Source organism: Pontibacter chinhatensis (genome assembly GCF_900113285.1).
In the GTDB taxonomy this organism is placed as follows: Bacteria; Bacteroidota; Bacteroidia; order Cytophagales; family Hymenobacteraceae; genus Pontibacter; species Pontibacter chinhatensis.
The window spans coordinates 155,456-170,263 of record NZ_FOOT01000002.1 but is presented as its reverse complement, the minus strand read 5'-3'; the positions used below and the strand labels follow the sequence as shown (position 1 = coordinate 170,263).

Here is a 14,808-nt window from a genome sequence, read left to right as displayed (position 1 = left end):
TACTTTAAAAGTTGCCTATGCACGCATCTACAGACCGTCGTACGTTTCTTAAAACAGCTACCGTTGCCGGCATCGGGCTTGGCCTGACGGGCAGCAGCCTCGTTGCCTTTGGCCAAGGCAAGACTTCCAAGGAAATTAAAGTGGGCATTATCGGCCTGGACACCGAACACAGCGTCAAGTTCACCGAAATCTTCCACGACCCGAAGGCTGCCGCCGATGTAGCCGGTTTTAAAGTAGTGGCCGCCTACCCGTATGGCAGCCGCGATATCGAGTTCAGTGTGAATACCATACCCGGAGCCACGGAGAAAATGCGTAGCATGGGGGTGGAGATTGTGGATTCCATCAAGGCTCTGCTGCGCAAAGTGGATGTGGTGCTGCTGGAAACAAACGACGGACGCCTGCACCTGGAGCAGGCCCTGCTGGTGCTGAAGGCAGGAAAACCGGTGTTTATTGATAAGCCCATCGCGGCCTCCCTGGCCGATGCGGTCGCCATTTTTCAGGCGGCGGAAAAGTATAAAGTGCCCGTGTTCTCGGCTTCCTCCTTAAGGTACATGGACAGCGCGCAGCAAATCCGGAATGGAAAAATCGGGAAAGTGCTTGGGGCTGATGCCTTCAGTCCGGCGGTTATCGAAAAAACGCACCCTGATCTGTTCTGGTATGGCGTGCATGGCGTGGAAGCGCTTTTCACGGTGCTGGGAACCGGCTGCAAGAGCGTGCAGCGTACCTACACCGAAGGGGCAGATGTGGTGGTGGGAGTGTGGGAGGACAACAGGCTCGGCACTTTCAGGGGCCTGCGTGCCGGCGCGCACGATTTCGGCGGAACTGCATTCGGAGAGAAGGGGGTTGCTACGTTTGGGCCCTGGGAAGGGTACCGTCCGCTGGTAGTGCAGATTGCTGAATTTTTCCGCACAGGCAAGGCGCCCATTAGTCCGGAGGAAACGCTGGAGATTTTCGCCTTTATGGAGGCCGCAGACGAGAGCAAGGCCCAAGGAGGAGCTGTGGTGAGCCTGGAGAGCGTGATGCAGAAGGCCCGCGCAGCCACCGATAAACAGCTAGGCGCTGTGAAAGGGTAGACCCATACTTTTAGAAGTACTTTATACAGACCTGAAATTTAGCTATACATACTTGAACACGATGAAAAAACTATCCAGAAGATCCTTCCTCGGAAACACGACCTTTCTTTCCTTTGCCGGCGCGCTGGGCCTGATGCCCCTGTTTGCCAGTGCTCAGAAAAAGCCCAAAAACAGCTTTGTACACCACGTATACTTCTGGCTCAACAACCCTGACTCCGAAGCGGACAAAGCCAAACTGATAGAAGGGCTGAACACGCTGAAGGCCATCAAGGAGATACGGCTGGCTAAGATAGGCGTGCCTGCCAGCACTAACCGCGATGTGATTGAGCGGGGCTACGCCGTGTCGTGGCTGCTGTTCTTCGACAACCTGGAGCAGCAGGAAGTCTACCAAAAACACCCTGTGCACCTGCAGTTCGTGGAGAACTACTCGCACCTATGGTCGAAGGTGATTGTGTATGACTCGGTGGATGTGTAGAGAAATTGAAAATTTATACTTTAAAGGCGCAGGCGTTTGCTTGTGCCTTTGCTTTTCATCCAGTCGGGCAGCTTTATACAAAGCCTCTGTATACTTGTGAAGAACCTCCTATTATACTTTTTGCCGCTCCTGTTAATTGCCTGCCATCCCAAACAGGATGAGCCAACAGAGCAGGAGAGACAGTTACAGGCGCAACTGATCGGAGATTGGGTGCCGGCTGGTTTTGTTAGGAACGCTTATCCTACTAATCCGCCTCCGCCTCCAGCAATTATCGAAAGAGGCTATACTTTTCTTCCTAATGGTGAAGTGGATTTGAAGCAAGGGTACTACAGAAGATCTGAAGTGGGAGAAGATGAGTATAATAACAGGCGATACTATTTTCTGGGAAGCAAAACCAAGTATAAGATAGCTGGTGATTCGCTCCTGATCTTCATGCCTTATGACTCGGTATGGACTCATTTTCCAATTGCCCGGCTAACCAAAGATACGTTATCGTTTAAGGGGGAGCAGGGAGTTAGTAATTACAGGAGAGCCACCTATCACCTGGAAAAAGCCCCAACCTTCGATGCCATCGTGCTGTCTACCTCAGGTTGTTACGGCACTTGCCCTATTTCCAACACCCTTATCTCAGCTGATGGGCAAGTGGTATTCGTTGGTGAGGAGTATACCACAAACGAAGGGGTTTATATTAGCACCATCACCGGAGATATATACAAGGAATTGCAGGACAACTACCGCAAGGCTGGCATTGATACGATTTCCACAAATTTCTCTGAAGCAACTATGCATCAGGAAAAGATGTCCGTGACCTTTCTGAAAGATGGCAAGATTTTCAAAACCGTCAGTGACTATGGGAATGCAGGCCCTGTGGAGTTAGTGTGGGCAAATATCCCTTTGCGCTATCTGTATCAAAGTATAAACCTGAAAAAACTACAGCAAGAGGAGTTGCCGGTTTATGTAAAACATCACTTTTTGTCCTTCGCAAAGGGAGAAAAAACGCTGGATTTGACACAGTCAGAAGGGTTTCTTTTATGGAACTACCTGCGCCTGGGGAAAAGAAGCCAGGAAAAGTTTACTCCCCGGTTTCAGGTATCCTTCATAGATAACAACTTCTGGGGAAGGCGTGGTAAATACGGATATGCTCCTCTTACTAACGAACATATCAAATCCATAGAAACTGACGGGCAATTCTATATTTTTTACCTGGAAGGGCAGGAGCCTTTTACCATTAACATTGGCTTCAACTTCTTTGACTTGAACTTCAACGAAGCTGATTTCACGAAGAAGGATAAGTATGGATTACCTATTCAATAAGCCAGAAAGTATAACCTGGCAGCTGCTCTGATTAACCACATTATACATTAGTTACTATTCAAATACTGCACAAAACAGTATATATACTATTTCAAATACTGCACTCCCTGTTTCATGGTTTTAGTTTGGCTATTATTGCCATAGATTCGATGAAAATCAAACTTAACTCTTATGAAAAAGATAATCTTCATCCTGCTCAGCTGCATTGTTGCGGCATCTACAGTAAATGCACAAAAAGGCATCAACTTTTTCAGAACGTACCCTGCTGGAGGAAACTACTCATGTGTGTGGATAGCTCGGCCAAAAACGTTTTTTATAACGAAATATTCCCCAACCAACCTCGTACTTCCTTTAATTATTTGCCTGAAGTCAACAATGTAAGCATCCAGATTTATTTTAGAAAGACAGACAGTGTACAGCATTATCGCTACACAATTTTGGAGGATGACAAACCACTAGTGGTAAACCAGTCTATCGACCAAGCACAATTAAAAGATGTTGACAGGCCAGACGAAGTGTTTCGTTCTACAACGCTCGGTATCTTCCCTATAAAAGGCAAAATCATTACAACCTTAATTTACAGCATCGAAAAACCTCTTGATATTGAAAAAGCTGTTTTTTATGGGAAGCCGATACCGAAAGCAAAAATCAGAAGTTTTGCAACGCGTTTTGCAGTTCAAAAGGGTGTTGACTACCGCTACATTTCCGACCCAAAAGAAAGAACGGACCTCACTTTCACCGAAAAAGACGAGGAATTAACCATCGTAAAAGACAAATCAGCTATTGACTATCTCTACTACACCACCATAAAAGACAAGCAAACAAATAAAACTATTTTCGAATCCACTGCCTGGCAATATGGCGGCTATGTTGAGGAAGGAGAGCTTTTACCTTATATATATATCGATAAAAACGTATTTAAAAAATCGGGAGAGTATGAAGTCATTATTCAGCCGTTGATTAAATGGACTGGATGCCTTAATTACGATATTTCACAAAAAGAAATAGAAAAGTACATAATGAGACATACGCTCTCTATCACTCTAGATAAAGAAAACTACACCAAAAAAGACTTGTGAATATATACGCTCACCGCCGCATTTTCTATTGGGTTAGCCTTTCTTACTATTCTTTACTTCACCAAAAAAAGAGACAAAAAAAGGCTTGCAGAAAAAGAGCAGCAAAAAAACACGGCAAAACTTCAACTTAACTCAATTCGGTCTCAGTTAAACCCTCATTTTCTGTTCAATGCACTCGCTGGCATTCAGAATTTAATGAACAAAAACGAAATAGATAATGCCAATAAATACCTTTCTAAATTTGCCCGCTTAACCCGTAATGTGCTTGACGGTCAGGAACTGATTAGTTTAGCACAGGAAAAAACGTTGCTGGACGATTACCTGCAAATGGAGCAATTGCGGTTCGGCTTTCAGTACGAAATTAATCACGCCGAGGCCTTAGATTTGGAGAACATAGAAATACCAAGTATGCTGCTACAACCATTTGTAGAAAATGCGGTGAAGCATGGTATATCTCAAAAAGCTACTGCTGGAAAAATTAACATCACATTTAGTAAGCAGGCAAATGATTTGGTGTTAACCGTTACTGATAATGGAAATGGGTTTGACACTGAAAAGAAAAGCAATGGCTTGAATAACACTGTTAAACAGCATTTACAAAGAAAATCGCTTTACGCTGGCTATACAATCAGCCACTAACGGCACTACAGTAAGCTTAACCTTATCCGATTGGCTATAACATCATGAGGGCAATTTTAATAGATGACGAAATTTCCAATTTAGAAAACCTGCGGACGCTGCTGGAAAAGCACTGTCCGCAGGTAACTATCATGGCAACAGCGCAAAGTGTACGTGCGGCGGTTGAGGCCATTGAAAAGTTTTTACCTGACTTGGTATTTCTGGATATCCAGATGGGCGAGCAAACAGGTTTTGATGTACTGAAGCTCCTTCCAAGGCGAAATTTCGAGGTTATTTTTGTCACCGCTTACGACCAATATGGCATACAAGCTGTAAAGTTTGCCGCCTTAGATTATCTTTTAAAGCCTATTGATATTGAAGAATTGATTAATGCGGTACATAAAGCGGAAAATAAACTGGCAACACAAATCAAGACTTCTCAGCTCGATTTTTTACTGCAACAATTGAAAAAGCCGGATACAAACGCCAGCACAATTGCCCTGCAGATGCAGAGCGAAATACGATATGTTACTCTATCAGAAATCATACGTTGCGAAGCAGATAATACGTACACCTATTTCTTTTTGGCCAATAGCGAAAAAATATTGGTTTCTAAATCGCTTAAAGAATATGCAGACTTACTGCGCCCTAACGGGTTTCTAAGAACGCATCAAAGTCATTTAGTAAATCCAAAGTATGTAAAAAGCTGGTTAAAAGAAGATGGTGGTATCCTACTCCTAACGTCTGGTGAAAAAATACCCGTCTCTAAACCCAACAAAGAAACAGTGAAACAAGCCTTGCATCGGCAATAAGTAATAAAGGCTATCGCGATGAAGCTGTCTAGGGTTTTAGAACTTTCTTTGGATTAGATTGGGAATGTTGTCGCAAACATTGTTACCTACCCAATTCTTTGGAAGCTTTAAAGCCCTAAACGGCTTCTTTATTTAAAACACAATCTTCCTTCCCTAACCAAACCAACACATACCACCCTCTATGAAAAAAGCACTTTTGCTCTTGCTGGCCGTAGCTTGCGGGGCCTGCACTTCCACCCAAACCGAAACTGAAGCCACGCAGGCAGTCCCCATGGACCAACTGGCCGAGCGCTACGTGAAAGCGCTGCTCCAACTGGGCCAGTACGACAGCGATATCGTGGATGCCTATTACGGCCCGGAGGAATGGAAGCCAACGGAGCCCGCGGCAGACTCGCTTCCGGCCGCAAAATTCCTGAGTGAGTTTAAAGCGATACAGGAGCAGCTGCAGGCACAGGATACTACAGGCTTGTCTGCAGACGAGCAGCGCCGCCTGGCGATGTTCCAAAAGCAGGTGCTGGCCGCTATTACGAAAGTAGAGATGATGCAGGGCAAAAAGTATAGCTTTGACGAAGAAGCCAAACTGCTTTACGACGCCGAGCCGCCACACTACCAGCTCGCCCACCTCGATTCTATCCTTGCCAACATAGACCGCCAACTGCCGGGTAAGGGAAGTATAAGCGAGCGCTGGGAGGCCTACCGTGCACAATTTGAGATTCCCAAAGCCAGGCTGGACACCGTGTTCAAAGCGGCCATTGCCGAGGCGCGCAAGCGCACTAAAGCCCATTACAAGCTGCCGGAACAGGAGAACTTTACGCTGGAGTTCGTGACAGACAAAGCCTGGTCGGGTTACAATTACTACCAGGGAAAAGGCTATAGCCTCATCCAAATCAACACCGATTTCCCGATTTACATCGAGCGCGCCATCGACCTGGCCTCGCATGAGGGCTATCCGGGGCACCATGTGTTTAACGTGCTGCTGGAGCAGAACCTGGTAGACAAAAAAGGCTGGAAAGAGTACTCGATTTACCCGCTCTTCAGTCCGCAGAGCCTGATTGCCGAGGGCAGCGCCAACTACGGCATCGAGGTGGCTTTTCCGGCTGAGGAGCGCCTGAAATTCGAAAAGGAGGTGCTGTTTCCCCTGGCCGGCCTGAACGCTGCGGAGGCAGACAGGTACTATGGCATACTTGCCAGTATCGGGCAAATCGATTTCGCCGGAAACGAAGCGGCCAGGCGCTACCTGAACGGCGAAATCAGCCGCGAGGAGGCTGCCGATATGCTCGTAAAGTATAACCTCTACCCAAAAGACCGCGCCCTGCAGCGCACCCGCTTCATGGACAAGTACCGCAGCTATGTGATAAACTATAACCTGGGCAGGGAACTGGTGCGCCAGTACATAGAGCGTAACGGCGGCACTGACAGTAACCCGCAGAAGCGTTGGGAGCTGTTTGAGGAGCTTCTTTCTAACCCTTATACCGCCTCCATGCTGAAGTAAGAGCAGCAAACATTCCCCGGGAACCGTAGTTGTATATAAAGAGGCCTGTCTGCAAAAGATGCGTAGGCAAGTATGATTTTTGTCATTGACCGCGCTTTGCAGATTGGCTACCTTAACCGGATACTATGTTTCATATATAAAAGCATTCAAAACTATGGCTAATAAAAACCTAATTGGAATTGACGCCGACAAGGCGAAACAACTTGCTGACAAACTAAATATACTGCTGGCCAACTACCAGCTTTTTTACATCAATGCGCGGGGCTTTCACTGGAACATCTCGGGCGATAAGTTCTTTGAGCTGCACGCCAAGTTCGAGGAGCTTTATAGTGACGCCATCGTGAAGGTAGATGAGATTGCCGAGCGTATACTTACCTTGGGCCACACGCCTTTCCACTCTTTTTCGTCCTACCTGGAGAATGCTACTATAAAGGAAGTTTCGAACGTGTCGGATGGCAATGAGGCAGTACGTGAGGTGCTTGAGGGGTTTAAGGTGCTGATTCTGACAGAACGCGAGCTGCTGGCGCTTTCTGCCGAGGCCGACGACGAAGGTACCAACGCCCTAATGAGCGACTACATTCGCGAGCAGGAAAAACTGGTGTGGATGTACTCGGCCTACCTGCGCGACTAAGCATTTATACTTTGGTAAAGAACAAGACAGCCACCCCAACCAGGGTGGCTGTCTTGTTTATTAGCCCGTTGGCCTTATTTGTTTCTCACAAACCTTACCGGAATGTGCGGCGGGTTATAGCCAACCGGCTGGCCAGAGAAGGAGGAGTACGTGTCGCTTGGCAGCTGAATGATTTTGAAAACCACCGGGTTGTCTTCCTCATCGATGTTGGACGTCCAGAGCAGGCAGTTAGTGCCTTTGCCGTGCGGGTTGCCGTTGGTTACCATCAGGTTGGCGGGCACCGCGTTAAAGCCGGACTTGTTGTTGGCATAACCATCCTGTTTCAGCCAGCCTGTAGCAGCCATCAACTGGCCCAGCAGCCGTTTAGATTGTACATCAGACCCATCGGTGCTCTCCCATACTTCATCGTACACAATGCCTTGCGACTTTAAAAGCGCCAGGTAATCCTGTTTTGTTGGAAGCCGCCAGCCAGAAGGTACCTGAATATCCTTTACATCCTGGTGTTTGAGGAAAGTACCATACTCCGGATTCTCGGAGTCACTTAAACCACCCGGACCGGCGTAGTTAACCGACATCCACTCCAGGTTTCCGATAGTGACGGTAGGATAGTATTTATCGCCGATCTGCACATAAGTGCCGGTAGCTGGCGGCTGTGAGTATAGTCCACCTGGATTGGTGGGCGTGCTGGTTCCGCCCTCCACTTTCTTAAACCGCACCGACTGGTTCATTTCGCCATCTATCCGTTTGGCCGTCATAAAATTTTGAGAATTAGAATAGGTGGAGGCTTCGGGGTTTATGAGAACCGTTCTGTATGCCTTTACATCCTTGGCGATGATATCAAATTCCTTATAGCCAGTGTATTGGGTGCTGAATACCCGCATCTTGCCTGATGTAGCATGAAAGGTGATGGAGTTGGGATTCGTTTTATACTCCAGCGTGCCCGTCATTTTGTAGAGGCGCTGCTTTACTTCGGTTCCCGCGTTCGTTACATCAGAGGAGTACTCCACCGCATTCTTTCCGTCTGCCGTCATCACCATCGTCCTGAACTCCCGGAAGCCCTGCTCGCCCTGAAACGTGCCCTGTTCCCAATTGACAGAAAGCGGGCCCTGGTTGTGGTCGATATACCAGGTGCCAACATACTGCGCCGGGATAGCGGTGAAAGGTGTTTCTATTCCCCCGCCATCTGTGGGAGTGGCCGGGTCAGTGGGATCGGCTGGTTTGGCCTCGTCTTTATCGCAGCCGCTGCATGTAAGCACAACCATAGCAGCCAGCAGCAAGCTGGGCAACATACTTTTTAACTTCTTCATGATTAATAGTTTTATTTTGTGTGGTAAAAGAATGAGTGGTGGTTTTTTGAGCGGTAAGTAAAAATTAAGTTTGTCTCATAGGTTTAGTTTTAATTAAATTAAAGTATGTTTTTGTTGTATTTCGACAATTGGTGTGCCAGGAAATAAGGAAGCGCTTAAATAGCTTGTTTTTGAGGTTTGCCTGAGTTGCCTTTGTTCATTATTGAACAATTCCTGTTCAGTTGCGGACGCTGTTGGGGAAAGAGTATGGATGCAATCTGGCTATCTGTAGGGCGTGGCCCTTCTACTTTATGAATAGTTGCTGATAATTTATTTACTTAGCTTTATATAGTATATTCGTTATCCCGGCTCTGCTTGGCTGTGTAGAAGGAGTAGGAATTCTGTACATTTCTTTAGTATAAAAGAATTAGCAGGAATAAAGTATGCCGATAAATATCTACATCCGGGAAACATTTGAAAAAGTGGATTGGCTATGTGATGGAGTTTGGGACTTACCTATGCAAATTGATTCTCTTGCAACTTGGTTGGTTAAGAAAGGCAAAGATTTAGCGCCAAATCAATATGTTGCTGACATTGGTTTTAATATAAGAAAAGATGCATCAGGCGGAGGTGGTGTTTTGAGTTCCAAATCAATGGCTATAATGGGAACAATAGGGATGGACATCTATTTTTCAGAGTATCCATCTGCGGAATAGCATTTATAATAACGGACAAAGTGAAGTTAAAATGGCAACGAAAGAGCTATCAGCAAAACAACACGAAGCACTACTCAGCACCTTAAAAAGCCGCTTTGAGAAGCACATGAACCGCCACAAAAGTATAGAGTGGGCAGATGTGCAGGCAAGACTGGAAACCAGGCCGGACAGGCTGTGGTCGCTGCAGGAGATGGAGAGGACCGGCGGCGAACCCGATGTGGTGGGTTTTGATGATAAAACAGGGGAGTACATCTTCTGCGATTGCGCGGCGGAGAGCCCCAAAGGCCGCAGAAGCGTTTGTTACGATCGCGAGGCGCAGGAATCCAGAAAAGAGCACAAGCCAGCGGATAACGCGGTGGATATGGCTGCTGCTATGGGTATTGAGCTATTAACGGAAGACGAGTACCGGGAACTGCAGCAACTCGGCAATTTTGATTTGAAAACCTCCAGCTGGGTGAAAACACCTGACGCGATAAGAAAGCTAGGCGGCGCCCTTTTCTGTGACCGCCGCTACGACCACGTTTTTGTATACCACAATGGTGCGCAATCCTATTATAGCGCCAGAGCATTCCGCGGTTTGCTAAGGGTCTGATAGGCACTAACAGCTAACCTAATCCGTAGCTATACTTCGCCTGGATACATGAACAGGCATTTATACTTTGGTTAAGGTGAAACCCACCCCTAACCCCTCCCAAGAGGGGAATTATACCACGACTAAGTCGGTATTGCGTATAGCAGTGCCCTCGCTCGCCTCTAGCTAGTGTGAGCACAATCTAATGCGCACAACTTGTTCAATATTGGTATTATATTACACTTGCAGAGATTCCCCTCCTCCGGACTACCAAAACGTGAGTTTTGAGTTAGCGAGCGTAGCTCTAAGGGGTGGGTTAGTCGCAACGTAAGTTTATACTTTATACTTTGCGCAAACGCCTACTCTTTCGGGATGATGGTGATCTTGCCGTCTTTCTCCAGAATGGCATACCGGATCTGGTCCAGCCGCTGCAGGCCCTGCATTTCGCGCGCCGACTCCAGAATGTCTGCCTCGTCTATGCGCTCCTTCTTCATGCGGTCGTAGAGCAACCTGCCGTTGTCCAGAAGTATAAGCGGTCCCCCGTCCACTACCTTTTCAAAGATGCTGAACTTCTGCTTCAGCAGCGACATGATGACATCGAGCATGATGAGCGTCATGATGAGCAGCAGGCTGCCCGTCATGGAAATGTCTTCCCCCAGGAACGCCTGCTCCGTGGTTTCAGCAATGATCAGAAGCAGGACAAAGTCAAACACCGTCGCTTCTGTTAGGGCGCGCTTACCATTTATCCTGAAGATGATGAGCAGGAAAATATATACTATAATCCCTCTGACGATAGTTTCCATAGAGTAAATCAGGTTAAGGATATACAAACTGCGTGACAGCGACCGGCTCCTTGTCTGAGCCTGTGACCGTATAGTTCAGGCTACCTGCTTTCAAGGGGGTTACATAAAAGATGATAAGGCTGGGCGATTTTACTCCGTGGAAAGTATAAGTTATCCCTTCGGAGCCTACTTCTTCTTTTTGGGGCTCGGGCACAACCTGCTCTATCCGCTGGGTTTCGTAAAACCCGTTGCTGAACAGGATGGAAGTGTTTTCCTGGCGCAGACTCACCTTTATCTCCCTGGTAACTCCCTGGCGCAGGAAGCGTTCATACTCCAGGTCCACCGAATGGGAAGAGTTAAACGCAACACCTTTGCCCACATCTAATAAGCCGCCCCGCCCTGTGAAGCCAAGCAGGGCCGCCAGGATGATCAGCAGCAACAGCACCCAGCTAATGCGCTGAACGGTCCAGGTCCTGCGCTCCAGCTCCAGATCTTCGTCAATTTCAAGATCCTGGTATTTCTTTTCCATAGCTCCTTTATACTTTCAGATGCCTATATAACGCAACATTTATTTTATAGTTAGGTGATGGCATACAGGCGGGTGTCGGGAGGGTCAATGCCAGTTGGCCATATGGTCGGCGTGCGTTTTTAAGTAGGAGCCCGGCTTGTAGAACGTGTCGTAAAAGTCCAGGTCAAGGTGGTGGGCCTGCAGGTAGGTAATCACAAAAATGGAAGGCACTGTGCCGGGGAATTTGCCAAAGGTATCGTAGATATACTGCGCCTGCAGCGCCACGCACTCCCTGAATTCTTCGGAGTGTACCTCCGCCGCGCCCCTTACCTTTCCGGATTCTTTCCAGGGACCAGGCGTGTTTGTGTTAAAGGGCCCTCCCTGGCCGAACTTACGGTTGCAAACAGCCTCTACGGCGGCGCGCATGTCGGGGTAGTGCGGTGGGCAAAAACCTTCCATCACGCCCTTCAGCCCAGTGGGGTTGGGGTAAGGCCAGCGTTCGTCGGTGTCATACCGGAAGCCAAGGCCCGGCACGGCCGGGTTGCCGCTCGCGCCCAGCATACTGAACGGGTCCACCCCATTGAACATCCAGCCACCCAGGCCCATGGCCTGCAACATCAGTGCGCCGGCGTAGCAACTGGTGCTCAACTCTGCCGTCAGTTCGGCCATCGACCATTGTTCCAGAAACGTGATCGGCCAGACGCTGCTGGGGTCGGCCAGGCGGCTATACTTTTCGATGCCGGGGATGGGGCGCTTGTGGATGTCGTCGGTGAGCACCATGCCGTTCTGCAGCATGTAGCAAATGGCCAGCAGCACGTGCTGCGACAAATCGCCCACAGGGATAACCAGCAGCGTGCCCGGCTTGTTAACTACCCAGGTATTGTGTGCCTCCACATAGGGCACCTGGCAAGGCACGCCCGCCCGGCTGTCCTGCAGCTTTCTTACCTGGCCCTTCAGCGCATTTACCACCGCATCCAGGTTCAGTTTTCCTTCGCTGCTTCGGTCAGCGCTGGCGGGGGCATCGCGGTTATCGAGCACATATACGCCCTCATCGTCTGTAAAAAAAGTCATGCTGGTATGAAAGCCCGCAGCGGAAGGAAAAGTACGGCCTCCGGCGGCCCCGGCGTAGTTGGAGAGGTGCGGGGCGTAGCGCTCGGCCCGGAAAATCATATGGTGCCAACTGGTGTTGCCAGCACAGGCCGCTACCACCAGCAGCTTCTCCAGCTCCGAGAGTGGCACGGGCGCATGCTTCGATTTGTAGGCAAAGACTCCATCCGGCATCTCGGCACCCATAAAGAAACGGCGCGAGCGTCGGCCCAGCAGTGCCTCCACCAGCCCGAAATCCATCATCCGCTCAAATCCCCTGGGTAAGTCCATCGCTGTATTTTATACTTTGTTTTACTAAAAGTATAGGCTGATGTTGAGCTGTTGGCTAAGTATAAACTTGGCAGCTACTAAGTTTTCAGAAGTATACTTTATGCTGATGGCGTAGCGCGGGAAGTATGGAAGATATCGCTTTTTTTCTACCTTGGCGGGAAAGATTTTTACCAGAGATTCAATCAGCATGAAAAAGATACAACTATACCAGATCGACGCCTTTACCGACAAAGTGTTTGGTGGAAACCCAGCGGCCGTATGTGTGCTGGATGCCTGGCTGCCTAACGAAACCATGCAGCAGATTGCCGCTGAAAACAACCTGGCCGAAACTGCTTTTGTGGTGCCGAAAGGGGAGGAGTATGAACTGACCTGGTTTACACCCACAGTGGAGGTGGACTTGTGCGGACATGCCACTTTGGCTGCCGCGCATGCGCTGTTCACCTACTATGGTCATTCGTCAGAAGAGATCCGGTTCCATTCGCGCAAAAGCGGCTTGCTGACGGTGACGCGAAACAACGATGCCCTGACCTTGGACTTCCCGGTGGATGTGCTGGAGCCAGCCGAAACCCCGGAAGCCTTAGTTACCGCGCTGTGCAAAGCCCCACAGGAAACCTACAAAGGCAAGACTGATTACCTGCTTGTGTATACTTCGCAGGCAGATGTGGAAGGCTTTGACCCGGATATTGCACTCATCAACACCGTGCCTGCCAGGGGCATCATCGTGACTGCACCAGGCAATGAGGTGGATTTCGTGTCCCGCTTCTTCTGCCCGCAGGTAGGCATCCCGGAAGATCCTGTGACCGGCTCTGCGCATACTTCACTGACGCCTTATTGGAGCGAAAGGATTGGGAAAAAGGTGATGACCGCCCGGCAGCTGTCTAAGAGACAGGGAGCCCTGCAGTGCGAAATCGCTGGCGACAGGGTAAAGATTACGGGCAAGGCTGTAACCTACCTGAAAGGGGAGATAGAAGTATAAAACTTAAGTTGCGATGAACCCATCCTTAACCTTACCTCTGAGCAGGGCTATTTCTTTTTATTTTGTCATCCTGAAAGGATCTTGGTAGCAAGAAGCAGAAGCTTCCTTCCACCAAGTTTCTTAACAGAATGACAGATAAATTAAGGCATTGTGAGTAGAATAAAATGGCCCTATTCTTGGCATGAGTTACACCTTCAAATCAAAGTCTTAAATAGCAACATAAAGTATAAATTCCATCAAAAACACAAAAGGCCACCGATGAGGTGGCCTTTTATACTTTAAGATGATCTTGTTATACTTCGTCCAGCGCTACGAAAAGCTGCTCCTTGTCGCGGCGCACTTTCTTGGCTGTGGCCAGGAAATCCGCCTCGGTATGGCGGTAGCCGAGTGCCAGAAGGGCAACACTGCGCAGGCCTTTTTCTTTCAGGTTAAGCAGCTCATCCAGGCCGGCCGGGTCAAAGCCTTCCATAGGGGTGCCATCCACGGCTTGTTCGGCAGCGGCGGCAAGAGCAGTACCCAAAGCAATATACGCCTGGCGGGCGGCCCACTCATACTTCTGCTCCTGTGGGCGGCTCACCACTCCATTCATCAGGCTAGCTTTAAAGTCAGCAAGTGATTCTACAGGAATGCCACGCACCTCGGCGATATTCTGCATATACGCATCTACCTCTGTTTCTGTCACATCGCTCCAGGCGGCGAAAATAAGCAGGTGCGATGCCTCCGCAATCTGAGGCTGGTTTAAGGCCACTTTCTGGATTTGCTTGCGCAACTCCGGGTTTTCCACTACCAGGATAGTATAAGGCTGCAAGCCCATAGAGGAAGCCGACAGGCGAGTGGCCTCCAGTATATAGTCAACTTTTTCTTGTGGCACGCGCTCTCCCGTCATGCGTTTGGTAGCGTAGCGCCAGTTCAAATGCTGTAATAGACTCATTAGAGTGATATTTGTTTTGATAATTAATGTATGTACATGCAAATTTAATGTCAAAACATGTTATCTGCTACATAAGTTTCATCTTTTTTCTGCTGCTCTTGTCGCAGATTTATACTTTGGAGCTGCTTGGAATGCAAAAAGCCACTCTCACAGAGTGGCTTCTATAC

General features: G+C 48.5%; 17 protein-coding genes. 11 read left to right on the top strand and 6 right to left on the bottom strand.

Annotated features, from left to right (window positions below; translation table 11 throughout):
• The first annotated feature begins 17 nt into the window (after positions 1-17).
• From BM040_RS06060 to BM040_RS06030, 8 genes are all read left to right on the top strand, one after another.
• Positions 18-1,073 carry a Gfo/Idh/MocA family protein gene (locus BM040_RS06060; RefSeq protein WP_092099621.1) on the top strand — a complete coding sequence of 352 codons (1,056 nt, stop codon included), beginning with the start codon at positions 18-20 and terminating at the stop codon, positions 1,071-1,073.
• A 61-nt stretch (positions 1,074-1,134) separates the two neighbouring features.
• Positions 1,135-1,548, top strand: a complete 414-nt coding sequence (locus BM040_RS06055; protein ID WP_092099620.1) for a Dabb family protein — start codon at positions 1,135-1,137, stop codon at positions 1,546-1,548.
• A gap of 96 nt (positions 1,549-1,644) precedes the next feature.
• Positions 1,645-2,862: a DUF6438 domain-containing protein gene (locus tag BM040_RS06050; protein WP_139217774.1), complete on the top strand. Its 1,218-nt coding sequence runs from the start codon at positions 1,645-1,647 to the stop codon at positions 2,860-2,862.
• Between the two features lie 149 nt (positions 2,863-3,011).
• Positions 3,012-3,941 (top strand): hypothetical protein, encoded by a 930-nt coding sequence (locus tag BM040_RS21910; protein WP_217646714.1) that lies wholly within the window; start codon positions 3,012-3,014, stop codon positions 3,939-3,941.
• The gene (locus BM040_RS21905; protein WP_217646752.1) at positions 3,942-4,580 is read left to right on the top strand and encodes a sensor histidine kinase; all 639 of its coding nucleotides are present in this window, start codon (positions 3,942-3,944) and stop codon (positions 4,578-4,580) included.
• 44 nt (positions 4,581-4,624) lie between these two features.
• The gene (locus BM040_RS06040) at positions 4,625-5,371 is read left to right on the top strand and encodes a LytR/AlgR family response regulator transcription factor (RefSeq protein WP_092099618.1); all 747 of its coding nucleotides are present in this window, start codon (positions 4,625-4,627) and stop codon (positions 5,369-5,371) included.
• 181 nt (positions 5,372-5,552) lie between these two features.
• A complete protein-coding gene (locus tag BM040_RS06035; protein ID WP_092099617.1) occupies positions 5,553-6,863 on the top strand; it encodes a DUF885 domain-containing protein in 1,311 nt (436 codons plus the stop codon).
• 154 nt (positions 6,864-7,017) lie between these two features.
• Positions 7,018-7,494, top strand: a complete 477-nt coding sequence (locus tag BM040_RS06030) for a Dps family protein (RefSeq protein ID WP_092099616.1) — start codon at positions 7,018-7,020, stop codon at positions 7,492-7,494.
• 74 nt (positions 7,495-7,568) lie between these two features.
• Here BM040_RS06030 and BM040_RS06025 read toward each other — a convergent pair whose 3' ends face one another.
• Positions 7,569-8,801, bottom strand: a complete 1,233-nt coding sequence (locus tag BM040_RS06025; RefSeq protein WP_092099615.1) for an FISUMP domain-containing protein — start codon at positions 8,799-8,801, stop codon at positions 7,569-7,571.
• A 422-nt stretch (positions 8,802-9,223) separates the two neighbouring features.
• On the opposite strand from BM040_RS06025, the gene BM040_RS06020 reads away from it, so the two are divergent.
• Together BM040_RS06020 and BM040_RS06015 are read left to right on the top strand one after the other, a co-directional pair.
• Complete coding sequence (locus tag BM040_RS06020) at positions 9,224-9,496, top strand: hypothetical protein (protein WP_092099614.1); 273 nt, start codon at positions 9,224-9,226, stop codon at positions 9,494-9,496.
• Positions 9,497-9,527: 31 nt separating this feature from the next.
• Complete coding sequence (locus BM040_RS06015) at positions 9,528-10,088, top strand: DUF4256 domain-containing protein (protein ID WP_092099613.1); 561 nt, start codon at positions 9,528-9,530, stop codon at positions 10,086-10,088.
• A gap of 338 nt (positions 10,089-10,426) precedes the next feature.
• Here the strand turns inward: BM040_RS06015 and BM040_RS06010 are convergent, their stop codons facing one another.
• The 4 genes from BM040_RS06010 to BM040_RS21670 all read right to left on the bottom strand — a co-directional run bounded on the left by BM040_RS06010 (position 10,427) and on the right by BM040_RS21670 (position 12,923).
• On the bottom strand, positions 10,427-10,870 hold the full coding sequence (locus BM040_RS06010) for a DUF421 domain-containing protein (protein WP_092099612.1): 444 nt from the start codon (positions 10,868-10,870) through the stop codon (positions 10,427-10,429).
• 13 nt (positions 10,871-10,883) lie between these two features.
• Positions 10,884-11,378 (bottom strand): hypothetical protein, encoded by a 495-nt coding sequence (locus BM040_RS06005; RefSeq protein ID WP_092099611.1) that lies wholly within the window; start codon positions 11,376-11,378, stop codon positions 10,884-10,886.
• Positions 11,379-11,462: 84 nt separating this feature from the next.
• Positions 11,463-12,734 (bottom strand): hypothetical protein, encoded by a 1,272-nt coding sequence (locus BM040_RS06000; RefSeq protein WP_092099610.1) that lies wholly within the window; start codon positions 12,732-12,734, stop codon positions 11,463-11,465.
• Positions 12,735-12,758: 24 nt separating this feature from the next.
• Positions 12,759-12,923 carry a hypothetical protein gene (locus tag BM040_RS21670; RefSeq protein ID WP_175490992.1) on the bottom strand — a complete coding sequence of 55 codons (165 nt, stop codon included), beginning with the start codon at positions 12,921-12,923 and terminating at the stop codon, positions 12,759-12,761.
• Between BM040_RS21670 and BM040_RS05995 the strand changes: the two genes are divergently transcribed.
• The gene (locus tag BM040_RS05995) at positions 12,922-13,710 is read left to right on the top strand and encodes a PhzF family phenazine biosynthesis protein (protein WP_092099609.1); all 789 of its coding nucleotides are present in this window, start codon (positions 12,922-12,924) and stop codon (positions 13,708-13,710) included. The genes BM040_RS21670 and BM040_RS05995 overlap by 2 nt on opposite strands.
• Before the next feature lie 292 nt (positions 13,711-14,002).
• On the opposite strand, the gene BM040_RS05990 is transcribed toward BM040_RS05995, so the two are convergent.
• Positions 14,003-14,641: a nitroreductase family protein gene (locus BM040_RS05990; protein WP_092099608.1), complete on the bottom strand. Its 639-nt coding sequence runs from the start codon at positions 14,639-14,641 to the stop codon at positions 14,003-14,005.
• Positions 14,642-14,808: the final 167 nt, after the last annotated feature.

Coding starts and splice junctions, on each gene's coding strand:
- BM040_RS06010 (WP_092099612.1), bottom strand. CDS start 10,870: ATGGAAACTATCGTCAGAGGGATTATAGTATATATTTTCCTGCTCATC.
- BM040_RS06035 (WP_092099617.1), top strand. CDS start 5,553: ATGAAAAAAGCACTTTTGCTCTTGCTGGCCGTAGCTTGCGGGGCCTGC.
- BM040_RS06060 (WP_092099621.1), top strand. CDS start 18: ATGCACGCATCTACAGACCGTCGTACGTTTCTTAAAACAGCTACCGTT.
- BM040_RS06025 (WP_092099615.1), bottom strand. CDS start 8,801: ATGAAGAAGTTAAAAAGTATGTTGCCCAGCTTGCTGCTGGCTGCTATG.
- BM040_RS06020 (WP_092099614.1), top strand. CDS start 9,224: ATGCCGATAAATATCTACATCCGGGAAACATTTGAAAAAGTGGATTGG.
- BM040_RS06055 (WP_092099620.1), top strand. CDS start 1,135: ATGAAAAAACTATCCAGAAGATCCTTCCTCGGAAACACGACCTTTCTT.
- BM040_RS06015 (WP_092099613.1), top strand. CDS start 9,528: ATGGCAACGAAAGAGCTATCAGCAAAACAACACGAAGCACTACTCAGC.
- BM040_RS21670 (WP_175490992.1), bottom strand. CDS start 12,923: ATGCTGATTGAATCTCTGGTAAAAATCTTTCCCGCCAAGGTAGAAAAA.
- BM040_RS05990 (WP_092099608.1), bottom strand. CDS start 14,641: ATGAGTCTATTACAGCATTTGAACTGGCGCTACGCTACCAAACGCATG.
- BM040_RS06040 (WP_092099618.1), top strand. CDS start 4,625: ATGAGGGCAATTTTAATAGATGACGAAATTTCCAATTTAGAAAACCTG.
- BM040_RS21910 (WP_217646714.1), top strand. CDS start 3,012: ATGAAAATCAAACTTAACTCTTATGAAAAAGATAATCTTCATCCTGCT.
- BM040_RS06005 (WP_092099611.1), bottom strand. CDS start 11,378: ATGGAAAAGAAATACCAGGATCTTGAAATTGACGAAGATCTGGAGCTG.
- BM040_RS05995 (WP_092099609.1), top strand. CDS start 12,922: ATGAAAAAGATACAACTATACCAGATCGACGCCTTTACCGACAAAGTG.
- BM040_RS06000 (WP_092099610.1), bottom strand. CDS start 12,734: ATGGACTTACCCAGGGGATTTGAGCGGATGATGGATTTCGGGCTGGTG.
- BM040_RS06030 (WP_092099616.1), top strand. CDS start 7,018: ATGGCTAATAAAAACCTAATTGGAATTGACGCCGACAAGGCGAAACAA.